The organism is Streptomyces sp. NPDC008086, assembly GCF_042957325.1.
Classification (GTDB): Bacteria; Actinomycetota; Actinomycetes; order Streptomycetales; family Streptomycetaceae; genus Streptomyces.
Genome location: NZ_JBIBIA010000011.1, coordinates 132,906 through 152,881, shown reverse-complemented (window position 1 = coordinate 152,881; position 19,976 = coordinate 132,906). Strand labels below are relative to the sequence as shown.

Annotated in this window: 17 protein-coding genes; 7 read left to right on the top strand and 10 right to left on the bottom strand. The window is 72.6% G+C overall.

What is annotated here, in order from left to right:
- Positions 1 to 5 precede the first annotated feature (5 nt).
- From efeB to ACFZBP_RS35225, 3 genes are read left to right on the top strand one after another with little or no spacing between them, the layout of a single operon-like run.
- The gene (gene efeB / locus ACFZBP_RS35235) at positions 6 to 1,262 is read left to right on the top strand and encodes an iron uptake transporter deferrochelatase/peroxidase subunit (RefSeq protein ID WP_383450750.1); all 1,257 of its coding nucleotides are present in this window, start codon (positions 6 to 8) and stop codon (positions 1,260 to 1,262) included.
- A gap of 2 nt (positions 1,263 to 1,264) precedes the next feature.
- Positions 1,265 to 2,137, top strand: a complete 873-nt coding sequence (efeU, locus tag ACFZBP_RS35230; RefSeq protein ID WP_391419357.1) for an iron uptake transporter permease EfeU — start codon at positions 1,265 to 1,267, stop codon at positions 2,135 to 2,137.
- Positions 2,097 to 3,089 carry a hypothetical protein gene (locus tag ACFZBP_RS35225; protein WP_391419355.1) on the top strand — a complete coding sequence of 331 codons (993 nt, stop codon included), beginning with the start codon at positions 2,097 to 2,099 and terminating at the stop codon, positions 3,087 to 3,089. Before efeU ends, ACFZBP_RS35225 begins: the two co-directional genes overlap by 41 nt.
- A 36-nt stretch (positions 3,090 to 3,125) precedes the next feature.
- Here ACFZBP_RS35225 and ACFZBP_RS35220 read toward each other — a convergent pair whose 3' ends face one another.
- Positions 3,126 to 3,860 carry a bifunctional DNA primase/polymerase gene (locus tag ACFZBP_RS35220; protein ID WP_391419353.1) on the bottom strand — a complete coding sequence of 245 codons (735 nt, stop codon included), beginning with the start codon at positions 3,858 to 3,860 and terminating at the stop codon, positions 3,126 to 3,128.
- Positions 3,861 to 4,016: 156 nt separating this feature from the next.
- Positions 4,017 to 4,655, bottom strand: a complete 639-nt coding sequence (locus ACFZBP_RS35215) for a TetR/AcrR family transcriptional regulator C-terminal ligand-binding domain-containing protein (RefSeq protein ID WP_391419351.1) — start codon at positions 4,653 to 4,655, stop codon at positions 4,017 to 4,019.
- A gap of 109 nt (positions 4,656 to 4,764) precedes the next feature.
- Here ACFZBP_RS35215 and ACFZBP_RS35210 point away from each other — a divergent pair, with 109 nt between their 5' ends.
- A complete protein-coding gene (locus tag ACFZBP_RS35210) occupies positions 4,765 to 4,959 on the top strand; it encodes a DUF6243 family protein (protein WP_383450738.1) in 195 nt (64 codons plus the stop codon).
- Positions 4,960 to 4,994: 35 nt separating this feature from the next.
- Here ACFZBP_RS35210 and ACFZBP_RS35205 read toward each other — a convergent pair whose 3' ends face one another.
- The 5 genes from ACFZBP_RS35205 to ACFZBP_RS35185 form a co-directional block, all read right to left on the bottom strand.
- Entirely contained in the window at positions 4,995 to 6,011 is a 1,017-nt protein-coding gene (locus ACFZBP_RS35205) for a small ribosomal subunit Rsm22 family protein (RefSeq protein ID WP_391419349.1), read from the bottom strand.
- Entirely contained in the window at positions 6,008 to 10,216 is a 4,209-nt protein-coding gene (locus ACFZBP_RS35200; RefSeq protein ID WP_391419346.1) for a caspase family protein, read from the bottom strand. The genes ACFZBP_RS35205 and ACFZBP_RS35200 overlap by 4 nt, the downstream gene beginning before the upstream one ends.
- A complete protein-coding gene (locus ACFZBP_RS35195; protein ID WP_383450730.1) occupies positions 10,213 to 11,130 on the bottom strand; it encodes an antibiotic ABC transporter ATP-binding protein in 918 nt (305 codons plus the stop codon). Before ACFZBP_RS35195 ends, ACFZBP_RS35200 begins: the two co-directional genes overlap by 4 nt.
- Positions 11,131 to 11,290: 160 nt before the next feature.
- Positions 11,291 to 12,469 carry a serine hydrolase domain-containing protein gene (locus ACFZBP_RS35190; protein WP_383450727.1) on the bottom strand — a complete coding sequence of 393 codons (1,179 nt, stop codon included), beginning with the start codon at positions 12,467 to 12,469 and terminating at the stop codon, positions 11,291 to 11,293.
- The gene (locus ACFZBP_RS35185) at positions 12,421 to 13,719 is read right to left on the bottom strand and encodes a Bcr/CflA family efflux MFS transporter (RefSeq protein ID WP_391419343.1); all 1,299 of its coding nucleotides are present in this window, start codon (positions 13,717 to 13,719) and stop codon (positions 12,421 to 12,423) included. The genes ACFZBP_RS35190 and ACFZBP_RS35185 overlap by 49 nt, the downstream gene beginning before the upstream one ends.
- 103 nt (positions 13,720 to 13,822) lie before the next feature.
- Between ACFZBP_RS35185 and ACFZBP_RS35180 the strand changes: the two genes are divergently transcribed.
- Entirely contained in the window at positions 13,823 to 14,854 is a 1,032-nt protein-coding gene (locus tag ACFZBP_RS35180; RefSeq protein ID WP_383450723.1) for a Gfo/Idh/MocA family protein, read from the top strand.
- Here ACFZBP_RS35180 and ACFZBP_RS35175 read toward each other — a convergent pair.
- Positions 14,841 to 16,484 (bottom strand): alkaline phosphatase D family protein, encoded by a 1,644-nt coding sequence (locus tag ACFZBP_RS35175; protein ID WP_391419340.1) that lies wholly within the window; start codon positions 16,482 to 16,484, stop codon positions 14,841 to 14,843. The genes ACFZBP_RS35180 and ACFZBP_RS35175 overlap by 14 nt on opposite strands.
- A gap of 256 nt (positions 16,485 to 16,740) precedes the next feature.
- On the opposite strand from ACFZBP_RS35175, the gene ACFZBP_RS35170 reads away from it, so the two are divergent.
- Complete coding sequence (locus ACFZBP_RS35170) at positions 16,741 to 17,523, top strand: SDR family NAD(P)-dependent oxidoreductase (protein ID WP_391419484.1); 783 nt, start codon at positions 16,741 to 16,743, stop codon at positions 17,521 to 17,523.
- Between the two features lie 248 nt (positions 17,524 to 17,771).
- On the opposite strand, the gene ACFZBP_RS35165 is transcribed toward ACFZBP_RS35170, so the two are convergent.
- Both ACFZBP_RS35165 and ACFZBP_RS35160 read right to left on the bottom strand, forming a co-directional pair.
- Positions 17,772 to 18,758, bottom strand: coding sequence for an aldo/keto reductase (locus ACFZBP_RS35165; RefSeq protein ID WP_391419481.1), 987 nt, complete (start codon positions 18,756 to 18,758; stop codon positions 17,772 to 17,774).
- Between the two features lie 78 nt (positions 18,759 to 18,836).
- Positions 18,837 to 19,163: a nuclear transport factor 2 family protein gene (locus ACFZBP_RS35160; RefSeq protein WP_217211641.1), complete on the bottom strand. Its 327-nt coding sequence runs from the start codon at positions 19,161 to 19,163 to the stop codon at positions 18,837 to 18,839.
- A gap of 147 nt (positions 19,164 to 19,310) precedes the next feature.
- Between ACFZBP_RS35160 and ACFZBP_RS35155 the strand changes: the two genes are divergently transcribed.
- Positions 19,311 to 19,877, top strand: coding sequence for a DoxX family membrane protein (locus tag ACFZBP_RS35155; RefSeq protein WP_391419337.1), 567 nt, complete (start codon positions 19,311 to 19,313; stop codon positions 19,875 to 19,877).
- The last annotated feature ends 99 nt before the right edge of the window (positions 19,878 to 19,976 follow it).

Genomic DNA, 19,976 nt, shown 5'->3' with positions numbered 1-19,976 from the left:
CCCCGATGACAGAGACCTCGCAGTCCCCGTCCCGGCGTGCGCTGATCGGCTGGGGCGGTGCCGGGCTCGCGCTCGGCGCCGCGGCGGCCGGCGGTGCCGTGGCGATGGCCCGTACGGGCGACGACGTGGACCCGGTGGGCGCCGACGCGGGCGCCGCGATCGGCTTCCACGGCGCCCGGCAGGCCGGCATCGCCACCCCCGTGCAGGACCGGCTGCACTTCGCCGCGTTCGACGTGAAGACCGACGACCGCGCCGAGTTCGTGCGGATGCTGAAGGACTGGACGGCGGCCGCACGCCGGATGACCGCCGGGCAGGCGGTCGGCGAGGGCGCCTACGGCGGTCTGGCCGAGGCGCCGCCGGACGACACCGGCGAGGCGCTGGGGCTGAAGCCGTCGCGGCTGACGCTGACGATCGGCTTCGGGCCGTCGCTCTTCGAGAAGTACGGCGAGGCGTTCGGCATCGCGGACGCCCGCCCCGAAGCCCTCGAAGAGCTGCCGAAGTTCGCCGGCGACAACCTCGACAGGAACCGCAGCGGCGGTGACCTGTGCATCCAGGCCTGCGCGGACGACCCGCAGGTCGCCGTGCACGCCATCCGCAACCTGGCCCGCATCGGCATGGGCAAGGTCGTCATCCGCTGGTCCCAGCTCGGCTTCGGGAAGACCTCGTCGACCACTCCCGAGGAGCAGACCCCGCGCAACCTCATGGGGTTCAAGGACGGCACCCGCAACATCGCGGGGACGGAGACGGACCGGCTGGAGAAGTTCGTGTGGGTGGGCGAGGAGGACGGCCCGCGCTGGATGGCCGGCGGCTCCTACCTCGTCGCCCGCCGCATCCGTATGCACATCGAGACCTGGGACCGCACCTCGCTCCAGGAGCAGGAGGACATCTTCGGCCGGGACAAGGGCGAGGGCGCCCCGGTCGGCAAGGCCAAGGAGCGTGACGAGCCGTTCCTGAAGGCGATGCTGCCCGACGCGCACGTCCGGCTCGCGCACCCCGCCTCCAACGACGGGGCGACGATCCTGCGCCGCGGCTACTCCTTCACCGACGGCACCGACGGCCTCGGCCGCCTGGACGCGGGCCTGTTCTTCCTCGCCTACCAGCGCGACCCGCGCACCGGGTTCGTCCGCATCCAGCGCAACCTGGCCACGGACGCGCTCAACGAGTACATCCAGCACGTGGGTTCGGCGCTCTTCGCGGTCCCGCCCGGCGTCCGTGACAAGGACGACTGGTGGGGCCGGACGCTGTTCGGCAAGGAGGCGTAGGCGTGTTCTCCAACTACCTGATCGGACTGCGCGAGGGCCTGGAGGCGTCGCTCGTCGTCTGCATCCTCATCGCCTACCTGGTCAAGACGGACCGCCGGGACGCGCTGCGCCCCATCGGGATCGGCATCGGCGTCGCGGTCGCCCTGGCGCTCGGCTTCGGCTGCGCGCTCGAATTCGGCTCGCAGGAGCTGACGTTCGAGGCCCAGGAGGCGCTCGGCGGCTCCCTGTCGCTGCTCGCGGTCGGCCTGGTGACGTGGATGGTGTTCTGGATGCGGCGCACCGCCCGGCATCTGAAGGCCGAACTGCACGGCAAGCTGGACGCGGCCCTGCGGATGGGCACGGGCGCGCTGGTCGCCACCGCCTTCCTCGCCGTGGGCCGAGAGGGCCTGGAGACGGCCCTGTTCGTGTGGGCGTCGGTGCGCGCGGCCGGCGACGGCAGCCCGCGCCCGCTGGTCGGCGCCGCCCTCGGCATCGTCACGGCGATCGTCCTGGGCTGGCTGTTCTACCGCGGCGCCCTGCGCATCAACCTCGCCAAGTTCTTCACCTGGACCGGCGGCATGCTGGTCGTCGTGGCCGCGGGCGTACTCGCGTACGGCTTCCACGACCTGCAGGAGGCGCGCTGGCTGCCGGGCTTGAGCGACAAGGCGTTCGACATCAGCGACACCGTCGATCCGGCGAGCTGGTACGGCACTCTGCTGAAGGGCGTCTTCAACTTCCAGCCCGACCCGACCGTCCTCCAGGTCACGGTGTGGCTGCTGTACCTGGTCCCGACGCTCGCGCTCTTCCTCGCCCCGGTAGGGTTCGCCTCCGGGAAGGGGAAGGTGAAGGAACCTGATGAGCAGGGATCGCGGCCCTCGAAAGCTCCGCAGGCTTGACCGGAGCGCACTGATAGCGGCATCGCTGACCGCTTTGTCGTTGACGGCAAGCGGATGCGTGGTGGTCCACGGGGAGAGGGAAGTCCTCCCGTCGGCCACCAAGGCGGAGGCCGCCAAGGCCCTCCAGCAGTTCACCACCGCGTACAACGAGGCCGACAAGGCCTACGACAGTTCGCTGGACGCCGACCATGTCAGCGGCGCCCTCGGTGACATCGACGCGGCGCGGCTGAAGGCGGGCAAGGCGCTCAGCCCCGACGGCAACCCGGCGCACACCCCGCTGGAGCTGTCGGACACCAAGTTCACGATCCCGAAGAAGGCGGGCTGGCCTCGCTGGTTCGTGGCCGACGCGGCCGCCAACAAGGGCGCCACCGCCCGCTGGGTCTTCGTGTTCAGCCGCAACAGCCTGGCCGAGCCGTGGGAGGCGTCGTATCTGACGCTGATGGCCCCCTCCGACGTGCCGCGGTTCAAGACGGACAAGGACGGCTGGGCCGAGGCGGTCCCCGCGAACTCGACCGAACTGGCCGTGGCGCCGGAGGACTTGAGCAAGGACTACGCGGCGTACCTCAAGGACGGCGGGAACACCTTCGCGGACGGCCGCCACACCAGCGGATGGCGTGCCAGTCGGGCCAAGGAGGCCGAACGGCCGGGCCTGGTCCGGCAGTACATCGACGAGCCGCTGACGGGTGGTGACTACATGCCGCTGGCGCTGCGCACCAAGGACGGCGGGGCGCTGGTGTTCTTCACCACCCGCCACTACGAGAAGGAGACGGCCCACTCCGGTGCCGCCGTCCCTACCCCGGACAAGGCCGTGCTGGCGCTGACCACCGGTGAGATCAAGCAGTCGCTGACGGTGGAGATCGTCTCCAACGGGGCGGCGCTGGACCCGAAGGGCTCCGGCAAGGTGAAGATCATCGGCCGGACCCAGGGCATGACGTCGGCGAAGGGCGAGTAGTCACCGTTCGTACGGTGGCTCGCCGTCACCGGGAGCTCAGTGGCGGCGCAGGGGCCAGGCCGCGGAGACGTGGTCGGGCTCCTCGCCGACATGGCGGGCGCAGGCGTCGGTGAGGGTCTCGAGGAGGCTGAGCGGGTCGGGCAGCGGGTGTTCGAGGCCACGTACCCAGTGCACGGTCTGGCCCTCGCCGGTCAGCTGCGCGGGCGGTACGAGGACGTAGGACCCGCGGCAGTGCCAGCGCAGTCCCGGGTGCTCGTCCATGGTCTCGGGGTGGCAGTCCAGCTCGCAGGGCCACCACTCGTCCTCTTCCTCGGGGGTGCCGCGGGTGAGGGTGAAGAACAGCAGGCGGCCGTCGTCGCTCTCGGCGACCGGGCCGACCTCGATGCCCGCGCCGAGCAGTCGCTCCATTGCCTCGAGCCCGGCCTCGAGCGGGACGTCCAGGACGTCGTGCACCATGCCGGTGGCGGTGATGAAGTTGGCCTGCGGCTGATGGCGGGCCCAGCGCTCGATCTGGGCGCGGTCGGTGGTGGACTGCGTCTGCCAGGCGAAGGACACCGGGTGCCGGGCCGGGGTGGGACAGCCGACGCGGTCGCAGGAACACCGGTAGCCGGCCGGGTGTGCGGCGGGCGCGAGGGGCAGTCCCGCCGCCGCGGCGGCGAGCAGCAGGTCCTCCCGGCCACCGTCGCCGGTGGCGTCCTTGGGGCGGCGTCCGCGCAGCCACTGGGAGAGCTTGCCCTGCAGGCCGGTCCGGCCGCCCAACTCCGCGCTCATCTATCCCCTCGCCTCGCTGTCGTGCGGAACAGCATGCCCTATGGTCCCACCATCGTGCGCTTCGGGGGGCCTTAGCGGACAACCGGGCCAGGTGGGGCGAGGTGTACACAGCACCTGGATCGGCGGTAATGGGATCCTTTGGCGGGATTTACTCCGTTACCGCGCGTGCGGGGCGATGCCGTGCAGGGCGTAGTCGACGAGGGTGTCGGTGTACTCGTACGAGATAGGGCCGGTGTACTGCAGCCAGCGCTGGGCGAGGGGCGAGACCCAGAGTTCGAGGGCGATGCGCGGGTCGACCTCCTGGCGGACCTGGCCGGCCTCCTGGGCGGCACGCACCCGGTCGACGTACAGCAGGAGCGAGGGTTCGAGCAGCTTGGTCATGCAGACCCGGCCGAGTTCCTCGTTGACCACGCCCTCGGCGGCCAGGGCGCGGGCCGGGACCTCGAAGCGGGGGTCCTTGAGCTGGTCGACGGTGAGGCGCAGCACGGCCTTGAGGTCGGCGGCGAGGTCACCGGTGTCCGGGATGGCGAACTCGTACTCCGGCCCGGCTTCCCTGGACGCCTGCTCACTGAGGTCGAGGAAGGCCTCGAGCAGGACGTCCGCCTTCGACGACCACCAGCGGTAGATCGTCTGCTTGCCGACGCCGGCCCGGGCGGCGATGCCCTCGATCGTGGTCCTGGGGTAGCCGACCTCCCCGACGAGGGCGAGGGCGGCGTCGTAGATGGCCCGGCGGGACCTCTCGCTCCGGCGGGTGGAGTTGGGTGCGGGCTGCTGGGCGGACTTTTGAGCTGCCATGGCTCGAATTTATCAGGTTGACAAGACGGAGCGTCTCGCCGGACCCTGGGGAGGTCGACGTATCGAGACGATACGTCTCGTCAATGCGGAATAGCGAGAGGAGCCCACCGTGGCCCGAAGCGGCGGAAACATGCTCGGAGTCGGCGGCACCCGCCGGAACCTCGGCCGCAAGGCCCTGCGCGGCGGCGGCCGCAACGGCCGGATCGGCGGCGGGGCCGACCCCCAGGCCCAGAAGAAGGAACTGCTGCGCAAGCTGCAGGAGAAACGACAGGGAGGCGACGGCACGGCGGAAGAGTCCGCGTGACCGGTCCGCCGCCAGGTGGGCCGACGCCCGGGCCCCTATACCTCCGGTACCTCTGGCTCCCGGTCGTCGGCCGGGGGCCAGGCGGCTCCCCAGTCCGTGTCGCGGGCCGCCCGGTAGAGGGCGCCGTGCCGTTTGGTGACCGTCGTGCGGCGTAGGGCGGGTTCGGTCTCGCACAGGTCGAGGAGGACCTGGCCCTTGCGGATCTGGGGTTTGCGGACGACGCGGGCGGGGGCCGGGGCGACCGGAAGGCGGGTGGCGGCGACGTAGCTGAACTTCTCGTCCTCGTAAGGCAGGGAGCCGCCCTTGATCTGACGGTGGAGCGAGGAACGGCTGACCCGGGCCGCGAAGTGGCACCAGTCCGTGCCGGGGACGATGGGGCAGGCGGCGCTGTGCGGGCAGGGGGCGGCGATGTGGAAGCCGGCGGCGACGAGGCGGTCGCGGGCCTCGATGACGCGGGCGTAGCCGTCGGGGGTGCCGGGCTCGACGATGACGACGGCCTGGGCGGCGGAGGCGACCGTGTCGAGGAGGGCGGTGCGGTCGGCCGCGGTGAGCTCGTTGAGGACGTAGGAGACCGTGACGAGGTCGGTGGGGTCCAGGGCGAGGGACGGGCCGATACGGGCCCGCTGCCAGCGGACCTCCCGCAGCGCCGGGTTGGCGGCGGCGATCTCCCTGCCGGCCGCGAGGGCGGGCTCCGCCCAGTCCAGCACGGTGACGCCGCGCTCGCCCGGCCAGGTCGCGCTGACTGCCCAGGTCGCGGCGCCGGTCCCGCCGCCGACGTCGGCATGACTGCCGGGCACCCAGTCCGGCACGGCCTCGGCGAACGCCTCCAGCGCCGCGTGCACCGCCTCGAACGTGGCGGGCATGCGGTACGCGGCGTACGCGGCCACGTCGGCCCGGTCGCGCAGGATCGGGGCGTCGGTGGGGGTCGCCCCGCGGTAGCTGGCGATCAGCCGGTCGACGGCCTGCGCGGCCTGCCGGGGCGGGAGACCGTCCAGGAGGGTGGCGAGGGCGCTGCGCAGGGTTTCGGCGGCCGGGAGTGCGGGGGCGTTCACCCGGCGATTCTACGAGTCCGGGGCGAGCCCGCCGAGCCGGTCAGAGTGAGGACGAGGACCTCGTGCCTGAGGCCGAGCACCACGTCGGAGCCGAAGGTGGCCAGACCGTCCACCACGAGCGGCATCGCGATCGTCTCGACGAGCCTGTTCACGGCCAGATCCCAGATCCGTACGGTCTTGTCGTCGCTGCCGGTCACGGCGTGGGGCCGGCCGTCGATGGTCATGGGGGCGACGACGTTCACGGCGTCGGTGTGACCCGTCAGCGTGGCCCGGTGGGTGTCGTCGGTCAGGTCCCAGACCCGGACGGTGTGGTCGTCGCCGCCGGTCACCGCGTGGGGGCGGCCGTCGATGGTCACCGTCGCCACGGCGCCCACCGGGGTCTCGTGGCCCTCGAGTGTGCTTCTGAGGGTGTGGTCGGTCAGGTCCCACACGCGCACCGTGTGGTCGACGCCGCCCGTGACGGCGCAGGGTGTGCCGTCGACCGTCACCGCGGTCACCGCACGCACCCCGCCGTCGTGGCCCACCAGTCCGGCGCGGAACGTGCCGTCCGTCAGATCCCACACCTGCGGTACTTCGGGCGTGTAGCAGGAGATGACCGCGTGCGGACGGTCATCGACGGTGGCCACGGTCATCGCGCGGATCCCGTCGGTATAAGGGCCCGACGTCAAGGTGGCGCGGAGAGTGCCGTCGGCCAGGTCCCACACCGTCGGACGCCCGGTCACGTAGCTGCCGGTGACGGCGCAGGGGCGGCCGTCCAGGGTGGCCACGGCCACCGCACGCACCCAGAATCTGTGGTCGCCCAAGGTGGAGTGAAGGGTGCCGTCGGCAAGATCCCACATCCGCACCGTCTGGTCGTCGCTGCCGGTGACGACTCGGGGACGGCCGTCGACCGTCGTCACGGCCACCGCACGCACCCAGTCCGCGTGACCGTCCAGGGTGGCGCGGTGAGCGCCCTCGGTCAGGTCCCACACCCGGACGGTCTGGTCCTGGCTGCCGGTCACGGCGTGCGGTCGGTCGTCGATCATCGCCACGGTCACCACGTTCACCGTGAGGGTGTGGCCCCTGAGGGTGGCGCTGGGTGTACCGGCGGTCAGGTCCCACACCCGCACGGTGGTGTCGTCGCCGCCGGTGACGGCGTGGGGACGACCGTCGATCGTCGCCACGGCCACGGTGTTCACCCCGTCGGAGTGCCCGTCCAGAGTGGCGCGCTCGGAAGCGTCGAGCAGGTCCCACACCCGCACCGTGCCGTCGTCACCACCGGTCACGGCATGCGGACGGCCCTCGATCACGGCCAGGGCCACGGCGGACACTCCGCTGCCATGGCCTTCCAGGGTGGCGCGCTCGGAACCGTCGAGCAGATCCCACACCTGTACGGAACCGCCCTGACCGGCGGCCACGGCGTGGGGGCGGCCGTCGAGGTCGGCCACCGCGACCGCCCTGACGCTGCCGTTGTGACCTTCGAGAATGGCACGCTCGGAACCGTCGAGCAGGTCCCACACCCGCACCGTGCCGTCGTCACCACCGGTCACCGCATGCGGACGACCGTCGACCATCGCCACGGCCACGGCCCGTACGACGTCCGTGTGCCCTTCCAGGGTGGCGCGGTGACCCCCGTCGGTCAGGTCCCGTACCCGCACGACACCGTCGTCCCCACCGGTCACCGCATGCGGACGGCCGTCGACCATCGCCACGGCGACGGCTTCCACCTCGTCGGTGGGATCGTCCAGCGCGGCGAGCGTCGTGCCGTCGACCAGGTCCCACACCCGCACGGTCCCGTCCTGACCGCCGGTCACGGCATGCGGACGACTCTCGACGGTCGCGACGGCCACCGCCCGCACACCGCTGCTGTGCCCGGTCAAGGTGTTGCGCAGCGAGGGATGCACCAGCGCCCCGGTCGCCCAGCGCGGCTGCCAGGACCGTAGGCGCGTGAGCTCGGCGACGAGGTGGGGCTGGTTGTAGCGGGCGGCGTCGATGGCGAGGATGTCGCGTCTCGCGGAGGGTGGGGCCAAGGCGTGGGTGTCCGCCGAGGTGCGGTAGATCGCGCACACCGTCCGGGCTTCGGGACTCCGGGCGGAGCGCATGGCCCGGGACAGCGGCAGGGGCGTCGCGTGGACGAGGTAGTCGGTGTCCTGCAGGAGGGCGTCGAGGGCGAGCGCCGCGGCCGCGTGCGTGGCGAGGTGGTCGCGGATGTACGGGTGGGCGGCCGGCCAGTCCCGGCTGCTGGTGCTCGGGTCGCGGGGCACCAGCGCGAGCAGGGCGTCCGTCACGGCCCGGTGCCGGTCGACGTCGTGGCCGGGGGTGCGCAGGTGCTCGGCCATGGTCTCGTGGAAGAGCCGGTAGGCGGAGCCGGCGGGAGTGGCGGCCTCGACGATGTAGGCGCCGGCGTGTTCGTGGAGCCACTGCAGGTCGTCCTGGGAGCACGGCACACCGGACAGGGCCTCGACGAGCGGCGCCCAGAGCGTGGACCAGGGCAGGCCGGCGCCCTGGGCGTAGGCCAGGGGGCGCATGAGGCGTTCGACCTTGGGGCGGTGGGCGCCGAAGCGGGCGAGGTAGGCGGCGAAGGCCTGCCCGGCGTCACTGGGCAGGGTCTGCTGCCAGCCGGGGCGGTCGGGGTCGATGGTGACCTGTCCGTGGACCAGCGCGCGAGCCGTCATGCGCGCAACGAGGAACGAGGTTCCCGCCCGGCCGGCTATCCCCGTGGCGACGACCTCCGCCAGCGCCCGCTTGTCCCGGTACGGGGACAGGCTGTCGGGGTCGTGCGCGTCGAGCAGGAGGTCGCGCGCGTAGTCCGCGACGTCGCCGGGGCGGATGTAGCGGGGCTGGTCGAGGTCGATGACCTCGACGGCCCGGCCGAGCGCGGTGATCAGGGGACGGCGGGTGCCGACGATCAGGCGTACGGCGGGCAGGGCGGTGAGCGGTTGCAGCAGTTCGCGTGCGATCCGGAATCCCTCGGTGGCGTCGCCGACGGTGCCGGCCTCGTCGAGGGCGTCGACCAGGACGGTGACGGGTTCGGTGCGCTGCCCGAGCGCCTGGAGGAGCTCGTCGCGGTCGGCGCCCGGCAGGTGCAGGGCCTCGGCGAGGTCGGCGGCGAGTTCCTCGGCGCTGGCCCGGCGGGCGTGCAGCGGCACGACCGTCAGCCCTGCCGGTGGCAGCGCGTCGGCGGCGGTTCCGGCGGCGGGGCCGCGGGAGGGGTGGTCGGGGTCGGTCAGGGCGAGGAAGCGGCCGAGCAGGGCGGACTTTCCGGAGCCGGGGTCGCCGGTGACGACACGGGCCTTGCGGTCGTGGCGGTCGGCGCGCAGCCAGCCGGACAGTTCGGTGAAGGCGGCGGTGCGGCCGGTGAAGTAGTCGCCCTTCTCGCCCGCGTGCTCGACGCCGCGGCCGCGCGGGTCGAAGTGGCCGGCGTGCTGTCTGCGCAGCCGGGTCAGGGTCGCGACGTCGAGGTCGTCGGCGGGGAGGTCGGGGACGTGGGCGGGGTTGCGGAAGAACGGGTCCTGTCCGTCGCTGTCGACCGTGGAGTGGCGGGCGTGCTGGTGGGGGTGGTGGCCGCGGAAGTGGGCGTTGACCCGCTCGGTGACCTCGCGCACCCCCAGGAACTCCTGGTAGGCGCCGGCCCGTGGCTGGCCGAGCACGTCGGCGAGGGCGTCCACGAACGCGTTCTCCTTGGCCTTCTCCTTGCCGCGGGCCGCCGCGAGGAGCCAGCGCCCGGCACCGCCGCGCTGGGTGAGGGCGAGTTCGTTGGCGAGGACGGCGATGTCACCGGTGCCGGCGGCGGCGTAGCAGGTGTCGAGGATGACGAGGAGGTGGCCGACCGGGCTGCGGACCAGGGAGCGGGCGAGGTCCTCGCTGGGCAGCGCGGTGCTCCACAGGCCCTTCTCGGTGGTGGAGCACAGCAGGTAGTGGCGGTCGTCCGGGCGTTCGCCGTGGCCGGCGAAGTACACCACCACGACGTCCCGCGCGCCCAGGTCGGCGCCGGCCGCCCAGCGTTCGATGCCCTGGGCCAGTTCGGCGCCGCCCGGGTCCACGGACAGCTCGGGCAGGATCCGGGTGTAGCCCATCGGCTCCAGCAGCGCGCAGATCCGCTCCACGTCGTGCGGTACGCCGGGCAGGTCGCCGATGCCCGGGTCGCGGTACGTGGAGACGCCCACGGCGATGAGGAAGCGCCGTCCGGGGGCCGTGGTCGTTCCGTCGTCGTGCCGGCCGCTCACGAAGCCCGCTCTCCGCTCCCGGAGTCCGTGGCGGCGGGGCCGTCGAGCCCGGCGGCGACGGCGGCGCCGGTGGTCCTGGCGGTGAGATAGCGCAGGAGGTCGTGCATGGCCGTTCCGTTGTGGATCCGACGGTCGGTCACCCGGTCGCCGAAGCGGGGGGCCAGGGTGTGGACCAGGGCGACGATGTCGCCGGGGTCGGCGATGTTCGTCCATCGGTCCACCGTGCCCGGCCAGGCGCCGGTCCCGTCGGCGGGGGCGGGGTGCAGGCGGTCGAAAACGATCGGCAGGCCGAGCGGGGAACCGACGGTGACGAGGTCGGTGACCGGCCAGTCCGGGTGTGCGCACAGGGCCTCGTAGGCGATGACCGAACCGAGGGAGTGCGCCACCAGGACGCGGGTGTCGTCGGTGATCTCGGCGGCGATGCGCTGCTGCGCCGACCGTCTGATGTCCGGCTCGCTCAGATAGCGCCGGACCTGCTTCAACGCGAAGATCAGCAGCCGGTCGGAGACCTTGGCGAAGAACCGCGAAGCGGCCAGCGCGACGAGCGCCTCCCGTACCCGGTCGGAGAGCAGGGCCCGGGACCCCGCGAACCCGATCAGGCCGCGGGTGTCGCTGTCGTCCGGGGGCGGGACCGCCGGGTCGGTGCGGGCCGCGGCCTCCCACCAGGCGGCCAGCAGTTCGGCCTCCAGCCCTTCCTCGACGTCGTGCTCGTCCCAGGGCGGCAGGTCGGTGCCGCGCATGCCGGGTTCGAAGTAGATGTCGCCGTAGAAGGCGCAGGCGACGTCCGAGGGGTCGAGTCGTGGTCCGGACGCGAGCCGTACGCCGTCGCGCAGCGCCGGACCGACCTGTTGTGCCATCAGTTCCGGACCGAGGAACTCCTGTCCGACCCCGTGGACGACCACCACCCGAGCCATGCCCCACCCCCAACTACCGTGCCCCGCAACCCGATACGCCGGGCAGAGCCGCTGAAGTGAACTTTAGGACAGGCCGTGCCGCTCGCGCCGGAACATCCGGGAGCGCGGCACGGGACCATGGGCGCCGGACGCCTCCGGACCCCGTCGGCCACCGGACCGCTCACGCTCCCCGGACCGCCCGCGCCACCCGCGTCCCGGCCGCCGCCCGCGGCCGGCTGTCCGGCGGTGTCCTGCGGCGCGGGTGCACGGTGTTGGCCAGCAGGACCAGGAACGTGTCGGTCACCGGGTCCAGGACCAGGGAGGTCCCCGTGAATCCCGTGTGGCCCGCGGCGCCCCGCCCCGCAAGTTCCCCCATGAACCACGGCTGGTCGACGCCGAAGCCCAGTCCGGGTGGGGTCAGGAGCAGTTCCACGAAGTCGGGGCCCAGGATGCGGGCGGGGCCGTAGGAGCCGCCGGAGAGGAGTGCCCGGCAGAAGACGGCGAGGTCGCGGCCGGTGGAGAAGAGACCCGCGTGCCCGGCGACCCCGCCGAGCGCCCAGGCGTTCTCGTCGTGGACGACGCCCCGCAGCATGCCCCGGTCGGCCTTGGCCCAGGGCCGTCGCTGGTCCTCGGTCGCCGCGGCCTCGGGGCAGGGGCCGAAGCGGGTCGCGGTCATGCCGAGGGGGCGGGTGATGCCGTCGTGGACGAGGACGTCGAGGGTGCGGCTCGTGAGGCGTTCCAGGACGTGCTGGAGCAGCAGGAGGTTCAGGTCGGAGTAGCAGTAGGTGCCGGGTACGCCGACGGGTGGCTCGGCCCGCAGCGTCTCCAGGCGCTCGGCGTCGTCGGCGCAGTCGTACAGGGGGAGTTCGGGGCGCAGTCCGGAGGTGTGGGTGAGGAGTTGGCGCACCGTGACGTCGTGCCGGGCGGCGGCGTGGAAGTCCGGCAGGTAGGCGCCGACCCGTGCGTCGATGCCCAGGGTGCCGCGTTCGATCTGCTGCACGGCGGCGACCGAGGTGAAGAGCTTAGTGAGGGAGGCCAGGTCGAAGGGGGTGTCCGTGGTCATCGGGACGCGTGCCCGGGACGGCAGTTCGACTCCGGTGTCCTGCGCCTCGTCGTAGGCGGCGTACCGCACCGCCCAGCCCGCCGCCTCCTCGACGGCGACGTACGGCCCCCGCCCGACGACCAGCACGGTCCCGGCCGCCCAGGGGCGTGGGCCGGTGGTGAGGTCGTGGACCTCCTGGACGAGGTGACGGATCTCCTCGGGGTCGAGTCCGGCCCTTTCCGGAGTGTCCCCGCGCAGTCTCGGCGCGCTCAGCTCTCTGCTCCCTCGGCATCCGTACGTCTGTTCCAGGGACGGCACATTCCCATGAAGCAGGCCAGCGCCACCAGTGCTGCGGCCAGTTGGACGACGGCCATCGGGACGGCGGTGTCCTCGCCGGCGATGCCCACGAGGGGCGAGGCGACGGCGCCGATGAGGAAGGAGGACGTGCCGAGGAGCGCGGAGGCGGACCCGGCGGCGTGCTTGGTGCGCAGCAGGGCGAGGGCCTGGGTGTTGGGGAGGGTGACGCCCATCGCCGACATCAGGACGAAGAGGGCGGCGGCCACCGGGACCAGCCCGGCCTCGCCGAACACGTCCAGGGACATCAGCAGCAGCGCGGTCGCGGCGAGGATGACGACCGCCAGGCCCGTGCCCAGCACCCGGTCCAGGCTGACCCGCCCCACCAGCACCTTGCCGTTGATCTGGCCGACGACCACGAGGCCGACCGAGTTGAGCCCGAACAGCAGGCTGAAGGTCTGCGGCGAGGCGCCGTAGATCTCCTGGATCACGAACGGGGACGCCGCTATGTACGCGAAGAGGGCGGCGAAGGCGAACCCGCCCGCCAGGGTGTAGCCGGTGAAGGCGCGGTCGGCGAGCAGTCCGCGCATGGCGCGCAGCGCCTCGCCGACGCCGCCGCCGTGCCGGTCCTCGGGCGCGAGGGTCTCGGGGAGCTTCCGCCAGACGAGGGCGGCGAGGAGCGTTCCCACCACCGTGAGGACGACGAACACGCCCCGCCAGTCCGTCAGCCGCAGCACCTGCCCGCCGATGAGCGGCGCCACGATCGGGGCGACCCCGGAGATCAGCATGAGGGTGGAGAAGAAGCGGGCCATGGCGACGCCGTCGTAGAGGTCGCGTACGACCGCCCGCGCGATGACGATGGCCGCCGCGCCCGCGAGGCCCTGCGCCAGCCGGAAGGCGACCAGGAACTCGACGGTGGGCGCGAGGGCGCAGAGCGCGGTGGCGACGACGTAGACGGCGAGCCCTGCCAGCAGCGGGCGGCGGCGGCCCCAGCGGTCGCTCATCGGGCCGACCACCAGCTGCCCGAGCGCCATGCCGGCCAGGCAGGCGGTGAGGGTGAGCTGGACGGTCGCGGCGGGCGCGTGCAGGGAGCGGGTGACCTCCGGGAGGGCGGGGAGGTACATGTCCATCGCCAGCGGGGGCGTGGCGGTCAGCCCGCCGAGGATGAGGGTGACGAGGAGGCCGGTGCGGCGCAGGGAACGGGTGGATGGTCGTTCGGCCGTCGGTGCCGCCGTCTGCGGCACGTCCTGTATCGGCCCCCCACGCTCGCCCATGCGCCCCTCCCACTTCGACTGATCCGCCCTCTATGCTCTCAGCTCGTACAGAGTGCCGAGGGTCACATGAGCGAGGGGCGGGGCCGCAGTGGCGGAGCGAAGCGTGCGGTGGGGAGTTCTGGCGACCGGAGGGATCGCGGCCGCGTTCACCGCTGATCTTGTCGATCTGCCGGACGCCGAGGTGGTGGCGGTGGCCTCGCGGTCCCAGGCGTCGGCCGACGCCTTCGCCGAGCGGTTCGGGATTTCCCGGGCGTACGGGGACTGGCGGTCGCTGGCCGAGGACGGCGACATCGATGTCGTGTACGTCGCCACCCCGCACGCGGCACACCGCGCCGCCGCCGGGATGTGCCTGGAGGCCGGACGGAACGTGCTGTGCGAGAAGGCGTTCACGCTGAACGCGCGGGAGGCCGGGGAACTGGTCGCCCTGGCGCGGGCGCGCGGCAGCTTCCTGATGGAAGCCATGTGGATGTACTGCAATCCCCTGGTCCGGCGGCTCAAGGCGCTGGTGGACGACGGAGCGGTCGGCGAGGTGCGGCACGTCCAGGCCGACTTCGGGCTGGCCGGTCCCTTCCCGCCCTCGCACCGGCTGCGCGATCCGGCGCAGGGCGGCGGCGCACTGCTGGACCTCGGCGTGTACCCGGTCTCCTTCGCCCAGTTGCTGCTCGGCGAGCCGTCGGACGTGACGGCGCGCGCGATGCTGTCGCCCGAGGGCGTCGACCTGCAGACGGGCGCCCTGCTCTCCTGGGACGGCGGGGCGCTGGCCTCGCTGCACTGCTCCGTCGTGGGCGGTACGGCGACCTCCGCCTCGGTGACCGGCTCGGGCGGCCGTATCGACGTGCCGAACGGCTTCTTCTTCCCGGACCGTTTCGTGCTGCACCGCGACGGCCGTGAACCCGAGGAGTTCACGGCCGACCCGGCGGACGGGCCCCGCAACAGCCTGCGGCACGAGGCCGCCGAGGTGATGCGGGCGCTGCGGGCCGGTGAGACGGAGTCGCCGCTGGTCCCGCTGGAGGGCACGCTCGCCGTGATGCGGACGCTCGACGCGATCCGGGACCGGGTCGGCGTCCGCTACCCGGGCGAGGCCCCCGAGGAGGGTTCCGGCGAGGACCTCGCGCCCGTGCTCACGCCGGCGTGAGCCCCGGCTCCCCCACCTCCGTGACGAAGGACGCGGCCGTCGTGACCGGTGCTCCGGGCGCGGTCACGTACGGCACCGTCTTGAAGTCGGTCCGCGCCGACTGCTGCCCGAGCGCGACGGTCACATAGCCGCGCCGCCCGTTGTAGAACCGCATGTGCGGGTTGGCCCGCATGTACGTGTCCCAGTTGGCGGGTTTGTCGGTGCCGTCGCGGCCGCTGGCGATCGACGTGGCCACGATCTCGGTGCCGAGCGTGGCGGAGTCGGGGTCGTCGAAGTCGTCCTTGATGTCGAAGCCGTAGCCGACGTGGACGTCGCCGGTGAGGACCATCAGGTTCTCGATCCCGGCGTTCCGGGCGCCGTCCAGCACGCGGCGCCGGGAGGCGCGGTAGCCGTCCCAGGCGTCCATGGACAGCCGGGAGGGCGTGGCCAGGTCGAACTTCCGCTGGGAGAAGGTGACCTGCTGCGGGACGACGTTCCACAGCGCCGCCGAGTCGCGCCAGCCGTCGAGCAGCCACCGCTCCTGGGTCGCGCCGGTCATCGTGCGGGCCGGGTCGTCGACGTCCGGTCCTGGGATCTGGGAGCCGTCGCCGTAGGCCTGGTTGGTGCGGTACTGCCGGGTGTCCAGCACGTCGAACTGGGCGAGCCGGCCCCACGTCAGACGGCGGTAGAGCTGCATGTCCGGGCCGGCGGGCCGCTGCGGGCGGCGCAGCGGCTGGTTCTCCCAGTAGGCCCGGTAGGCGGAGGCCCGGCGCAGCAGGAACTCCTCCGGCGGGACGCTGTTCTCCGGGGTGTCGTCGGCGTAGTTGTTCTCGGTCTCGTGGTCGTCCCAGGTGACGACGAAGGGGTGTGCGGCGTGCGCGGCCCTCAGGTCGGGGTCGGACTTGAAGAGGGCGTAGCGCAGCCGGTAGTCCTCCAGGGTCACCGTCTCACGGTTGTAGAGGGCGGGCAGGGTGCGGTCGGTGTAGTTGCGGTAGCCGCCGACGGAGTTGACGGCGTACTCGTACAGGTAGTCGCCGAGGTGGAGGACGACGTCCACGTCGTCCTGCGCGAGATGGCGGTACGCGGTGTAGTAGCCGTCGGTGTACGCCTGGCAGGAGACGGCCGCGAGCGTCAGTGAGCTCGCCGCGCCGGTCGGCGCGGGCGCGGTGCGGGTGCGGCCCGTCTCGCTGATCCAGGTGCCCGCGCGGAAGCGGTAGTGGTAGACGCGGTCCGGATCGAGCGCGCCGACCTCGACGTGGACCGTGTGGTGGAACTCCGGGTAGGCGATGGCGGCGCCACGTCTGGCGATCTGGGTGAACTTCTCGTCGTGCGCCAACTCCCAGTGCACGGTGACGCGCCGGTCGGGCAGGCCGCCGTCGGGCTGGTAGGGGGCGGGCGCGAGCCGGGTCCACAGCAGGACCGAGTCGGGCAGCGGGTCGCCGGAGGCGACGCCGAGGGTGAAGGGGTCGGTGTCGATCCTGCGGGCGTCGAGCTCGGCGGCACTGGCCGCGCCGGCCGCCGGCAGGTTCACGGCGAAGGCGAGCGCGGCGGCCGCGCCGGTGACGGTCAGGAAGCGGCGGCGGCCGATGTGGCGGGCGGCCGCACGCAGTTCGGGGGCGTGCTGGGGCTGGGGGTGTGCTGCGAGTGTCATCCGGTCCTCCCCTGACTGATGGATGCACGAGGTATTGGAGTGGCCGGGAACGACACTCGCTTGGCGCGTACACAACACCCGGATGGCGGATGGATGAGTTCCGAATGGCGGACCCTCGCGTAGCCTGCGGCCCCAAGCTGCATGACCCGGGGGCTGTGCCGGATGTGCTGCGGCTACCGCCGCGCGGCCCCCGGACCTCCAGCAGAAGAGCAGGTCGGTCGGCGTGACCGGCGCGAACATCGCGAGGCGGATCCACATGATGGCCAGGCAGACGGAGACGGGGACGGGGACGGACGCGGGGATCGCCGTGGTGACCGGAGCGGGCTCCGGCATCGGCCGCGCGGTCGCGGCGGAGCTGCTGCGCGCGGGCTGGTCGGTGGCGCTGGCCGGGCGGCGCGTCGGGACGCTGGAGGAGACGGCGGCGCTGGTGCCGGACGGGGTTGCGCTCGCCGTACGGACGGACGTCTCACGGCAGGAGGACGTGGCCGCGCTGTTCGCCGCCACCGTGGAGCGGTTCGGGCGGGTCGACCTGCTGTTCAACAACGCGGGGACGTTCGGGCCGGGCGGGGTGCCGGTCGAGGAGCTGGCGTACGACGCCTGGCGGCACGTGGTGGACACCAACCTCAACGGGGCGTTCCTGTGCGCACAGGCGGCGTACCGGCAGATGAAGGAGCAGGACCCGCAGGGCGGCCGGATCATCAACAACGGCTCGATCTCCGCGCACACGCCCCGCCCGCACTCCGTCGCCTACACGGCGACCAAGCACGCCCTGACGGGCCTGACCAAGTCCCTGTCCCTGGACGGCCGCCGCCACAACATCGCCGTCGGCCAGATCGACATCGGCAACGCGGCGACCGACATGACCGCGCGGATGCAGACGGGCGCTCTTCAGGCCGACGGTTCGGTGGTGCCCGAGCCGGTGATGGACGTGGCCGACGTGGCACGGACCGTGCGGCACATGGCGGAGCTGCCGCTGGAGGCGAACGTGCAGTTCGCGACGGTGCTGGCGACGGCGATGCCGTACGTGGGACGCGGCTGAACCGTCGCGGCTTTCACAACTTGCACAAGCGGAGTCAGAAATTCCGCTGCGTCGGGGCCGGTAGACGACTTATGCTCAACTTCACCTACACCAGAGCTTCACATTTGGAGTAGGGGCTTCGATAGGCCGAACCGAGGGGGGAACGGCAGCCGTTCCATGGACCGGGTGGGGGTGGACCTCGCGTGGGACCGCGAGGTACGCACCGGTACGTGGAACGGCTGCCGTATGCCTACCTCCTCCGGCGGCACTCAGCGCCCGAGGATCCTGTCGACCTCCGCCACCTGCTCGGCCGTCAGCGGCCCCTTCGCCAGCGCGCCGGCGTTCTGCTCGGCCTGCTCGACGGAACGGAACCCCGGGATCGGCACCGTGCGCAGGCTGCGGGCCCACAGCCAGGCCAGGGCGCCCTGGCCGAGCGTACGACCGCCGCTGGTGAGGACGTCCTTCAGCGCGTCGACGCGGGCCAGCCAGTCCGGGTCGGCGCCGGAACCGTCCTCGAAACCCTTCAGCCACTGAGGCGGCCGGCTGCGGATGTCCCCGGCCTCCAACGCCTGCCCGGTCCTGCGCTTGCCGGTCAGCAGACCCATCGCCAGCGGGCTGCGGTTGATGCTGGCCAGCTCCAGCTCCTCGCACAGCGCGAACATCTCCGGCGCGTCCTGGAGCACGTTCGCCATGTGCTGTACGGCCGCGCAGTGTTCCCCACGCGCGAACACGGCGGCACGGGCCGGGTCGTCGGTGCTCCACGCGTAGGCGCGGATCAACCCCTCCCGCACGAACTCCTCGCAGGCGTCACGCAGCTCGGCGGCGCGCTCCGGGTCGGCGTCGGAGAGGTGCAGCTGGTAGAGGTCGACGTAGTCGGTGTCCAGGCGCTTCAGCGAGGCGGTCAGCGCCCGGCGGGCGTACGCCACGCTGTCGTCGGCTCCGGTGAGGGTGCGGGTCTCCTCGTCGAAGACGTTGCCCCACTTAGTGGCGACGACGACGTCGGCGCGGCGCTTGCCGAGGGCGCGGCCGAGGACGCGTTCGCTGTGGCCGGCGCCGTAGGTGTCGGCGGTGTCGAAGAAGGTGACGCCCAGATCGAGGGCGCGCCGGACAGCCCGTACGGACTCCTCGTCGTCGACTTTGCCCCAGCCGAGCGGCTGCCCGTCGGCCGACTGCCACTCACCGCCGATGGCCCAGCATCCGAAGCCGAGGGCGCTGACTTCGATGCCCGTCCGGCCCAAAGTCCTCTTGGTCTCCATGGTCTCCATGAGAGAGGACGTTAGGAGTTGGAGTGCACACGAGGGCAAGCGCTTGTGAGGGCTTTTCCGGGCGGTCGGTCAGGCCTGGCCGGTCTCGAAGCGGGAGATCCTGCCGTCGTCCTCGACCTCGAAGTGCCAGCGGGTGCGCATCTCGCCCCAGGTGTCGTTGCGGTAGTGGGTGAGGAGGTCCCGGCCGCGGTTCGACTCGTTGTCGACTTCCATGTGGCCGTTGGAGGCGAAGATCTCCCGCTCGATCCAGTCGGCGAGGTCGCGGTCGGTGCCGTCGTCCGCCATGGTCGCGCCGGGCGCGAGGATGCTCAGGAAGCCCTCGCGGTCATGGGCGTTGACGGCGGTGACGAAGGCGCGGACGGCGGGGTCGCTGAGTTTGGACGTCTGAATCGTCATACCGGTCAGCGTCACATCGCCTCCGCAGGCCCGCCACCCGAACGGCGGCGAGCGCGGGCCGGGTGGGTGTGGGCGGTGCGACGGTGGATACACGGGAGGTCGTCCTGCCCGTGTCATCCGCCCGCGCTGTCTGTTCCAGGAGTCACCGTGAGTGCTTACGACCGACGTGATCTGGGCCTGCTGCTGCTCCGGCTGGGGGCCGGCGGGGTGCTGGCCGCGCACGGCACGCAGAAGTTGTTCGGCTGGTTCGGCGGGCACGGCATCGAGGGGACCGGCCAGTTCATGGAGTCGGTCGGCTACAAGCCGGGCAAGGCGAGCGCGACGGCGGCGGGCCTCGCGGAGGCCGGCGGCGGCACCCTGCTGGCGCTGGGCCTGGCGACCCCGGCGGCGGGTGCGGCGGCCGCCGGCGGCATGGCGGGCGCGGCCACCGTGCACGCCCCGAACGGCTTCTTCAACCAGGAGGGCGGCTACGAGTACGCCGCCACCCTCGCCCTCGCCGCGACCGGCCTCGCCATCGCGGGCCCCGGCCGCCTCTCCCTCGACCACGCCCTCGGCCACATCTTCGACCGGGGCTGGATGGTACCGACGGCCCTCGGAGCGACGGCGGCGGTGACGGCGCTGGTGGTGGGGGCGCGGAACAGGAGGCTGGACAAGCCGGAGAAGGAGGAGGGGGCGGCCGGGTTCGAGGGACAGGAGTCGTTGTTCGGGGAGTAGGGGCCCGGCCGGCCGAACGACGGTTCGGCAGCGCCCTGAGGGGCGCGGGGAACTGCGCGACCAGCCACGACGCACCGCAGTCGCCCTACGACCTGTCGC

Coding starts and splice junctions, on each gene's coding strand:
- efeB (WP_383450750.1), top strand. CDS start 6: ATGACAGAGACCTCGCAGTCCCCGTCCCGGCGTGCGCTGATCGGCTGG.
- ACFZBP_RS35225 (WP_391419355.1), top strand. CDS start 2,097: ATGAGCAGGGATCGCGGCCCTCGAAAGCTCCGCAGGCTTGACCGGAGC.
- ACFZBP_RS35220 (WP_391419353.1), bottom strand. CDS start 3,860: ATGAGCGCGGAGTTGGGCGGCCGGACCGGCCTGCAGGGCAAGCTCTCC.
- ACFZBP_RS35215 (WP_391419351.1), bottom strand. CDS start 4,655: ATGGCAGCTCAAAAGTCCGCCCAGCAGCCCGCACCCAACTCCACCCGC.
- ACFZBP_RS35195 (WP_383450730.1), bottom strand. CDS start 11,130: ATGGCTCGGGTGGTGGTCGTCCACGGGGTCGGACAGGAGTTCCTCGGT.
- ACFZBP_RS35185 (WP_391419343.1), bottom strand. CDS start 13,719: ATGGGCGAGCGTGGGGGGCCGATACAGGACGTGCCGCAGACGGCGGCA.
- ACFZBP_RS35175 (WP_391419340.1), bottom strand. CDS start 16,484: ATGACACTCGCAGCACACCCCCAGCCCCAGCACGCCCCCGAACTGCGT.
- ACFZBP_RS35170 (WP_391419484.1), top strand. CDS start 16,741: ATGATGGCCAGGCAGACGGAGACGGGGACGGGGACGGACGCGGGGATC.
- ACFZBP_RS35165 (WP_391419481.1), bottom strand. CDS start 18,758: ATGGAGACCAAGAGGACTTTGGGCCGGACGGGCATCGAAGTCAGCGCC.
- ACFZBP_RS35160 (WP_217211641.1), bottom strand. CDS start 19,163: ATGACGATTCAGACGTCCAAACTCAGCGACCCCGCCGTCCGCGCCTTC.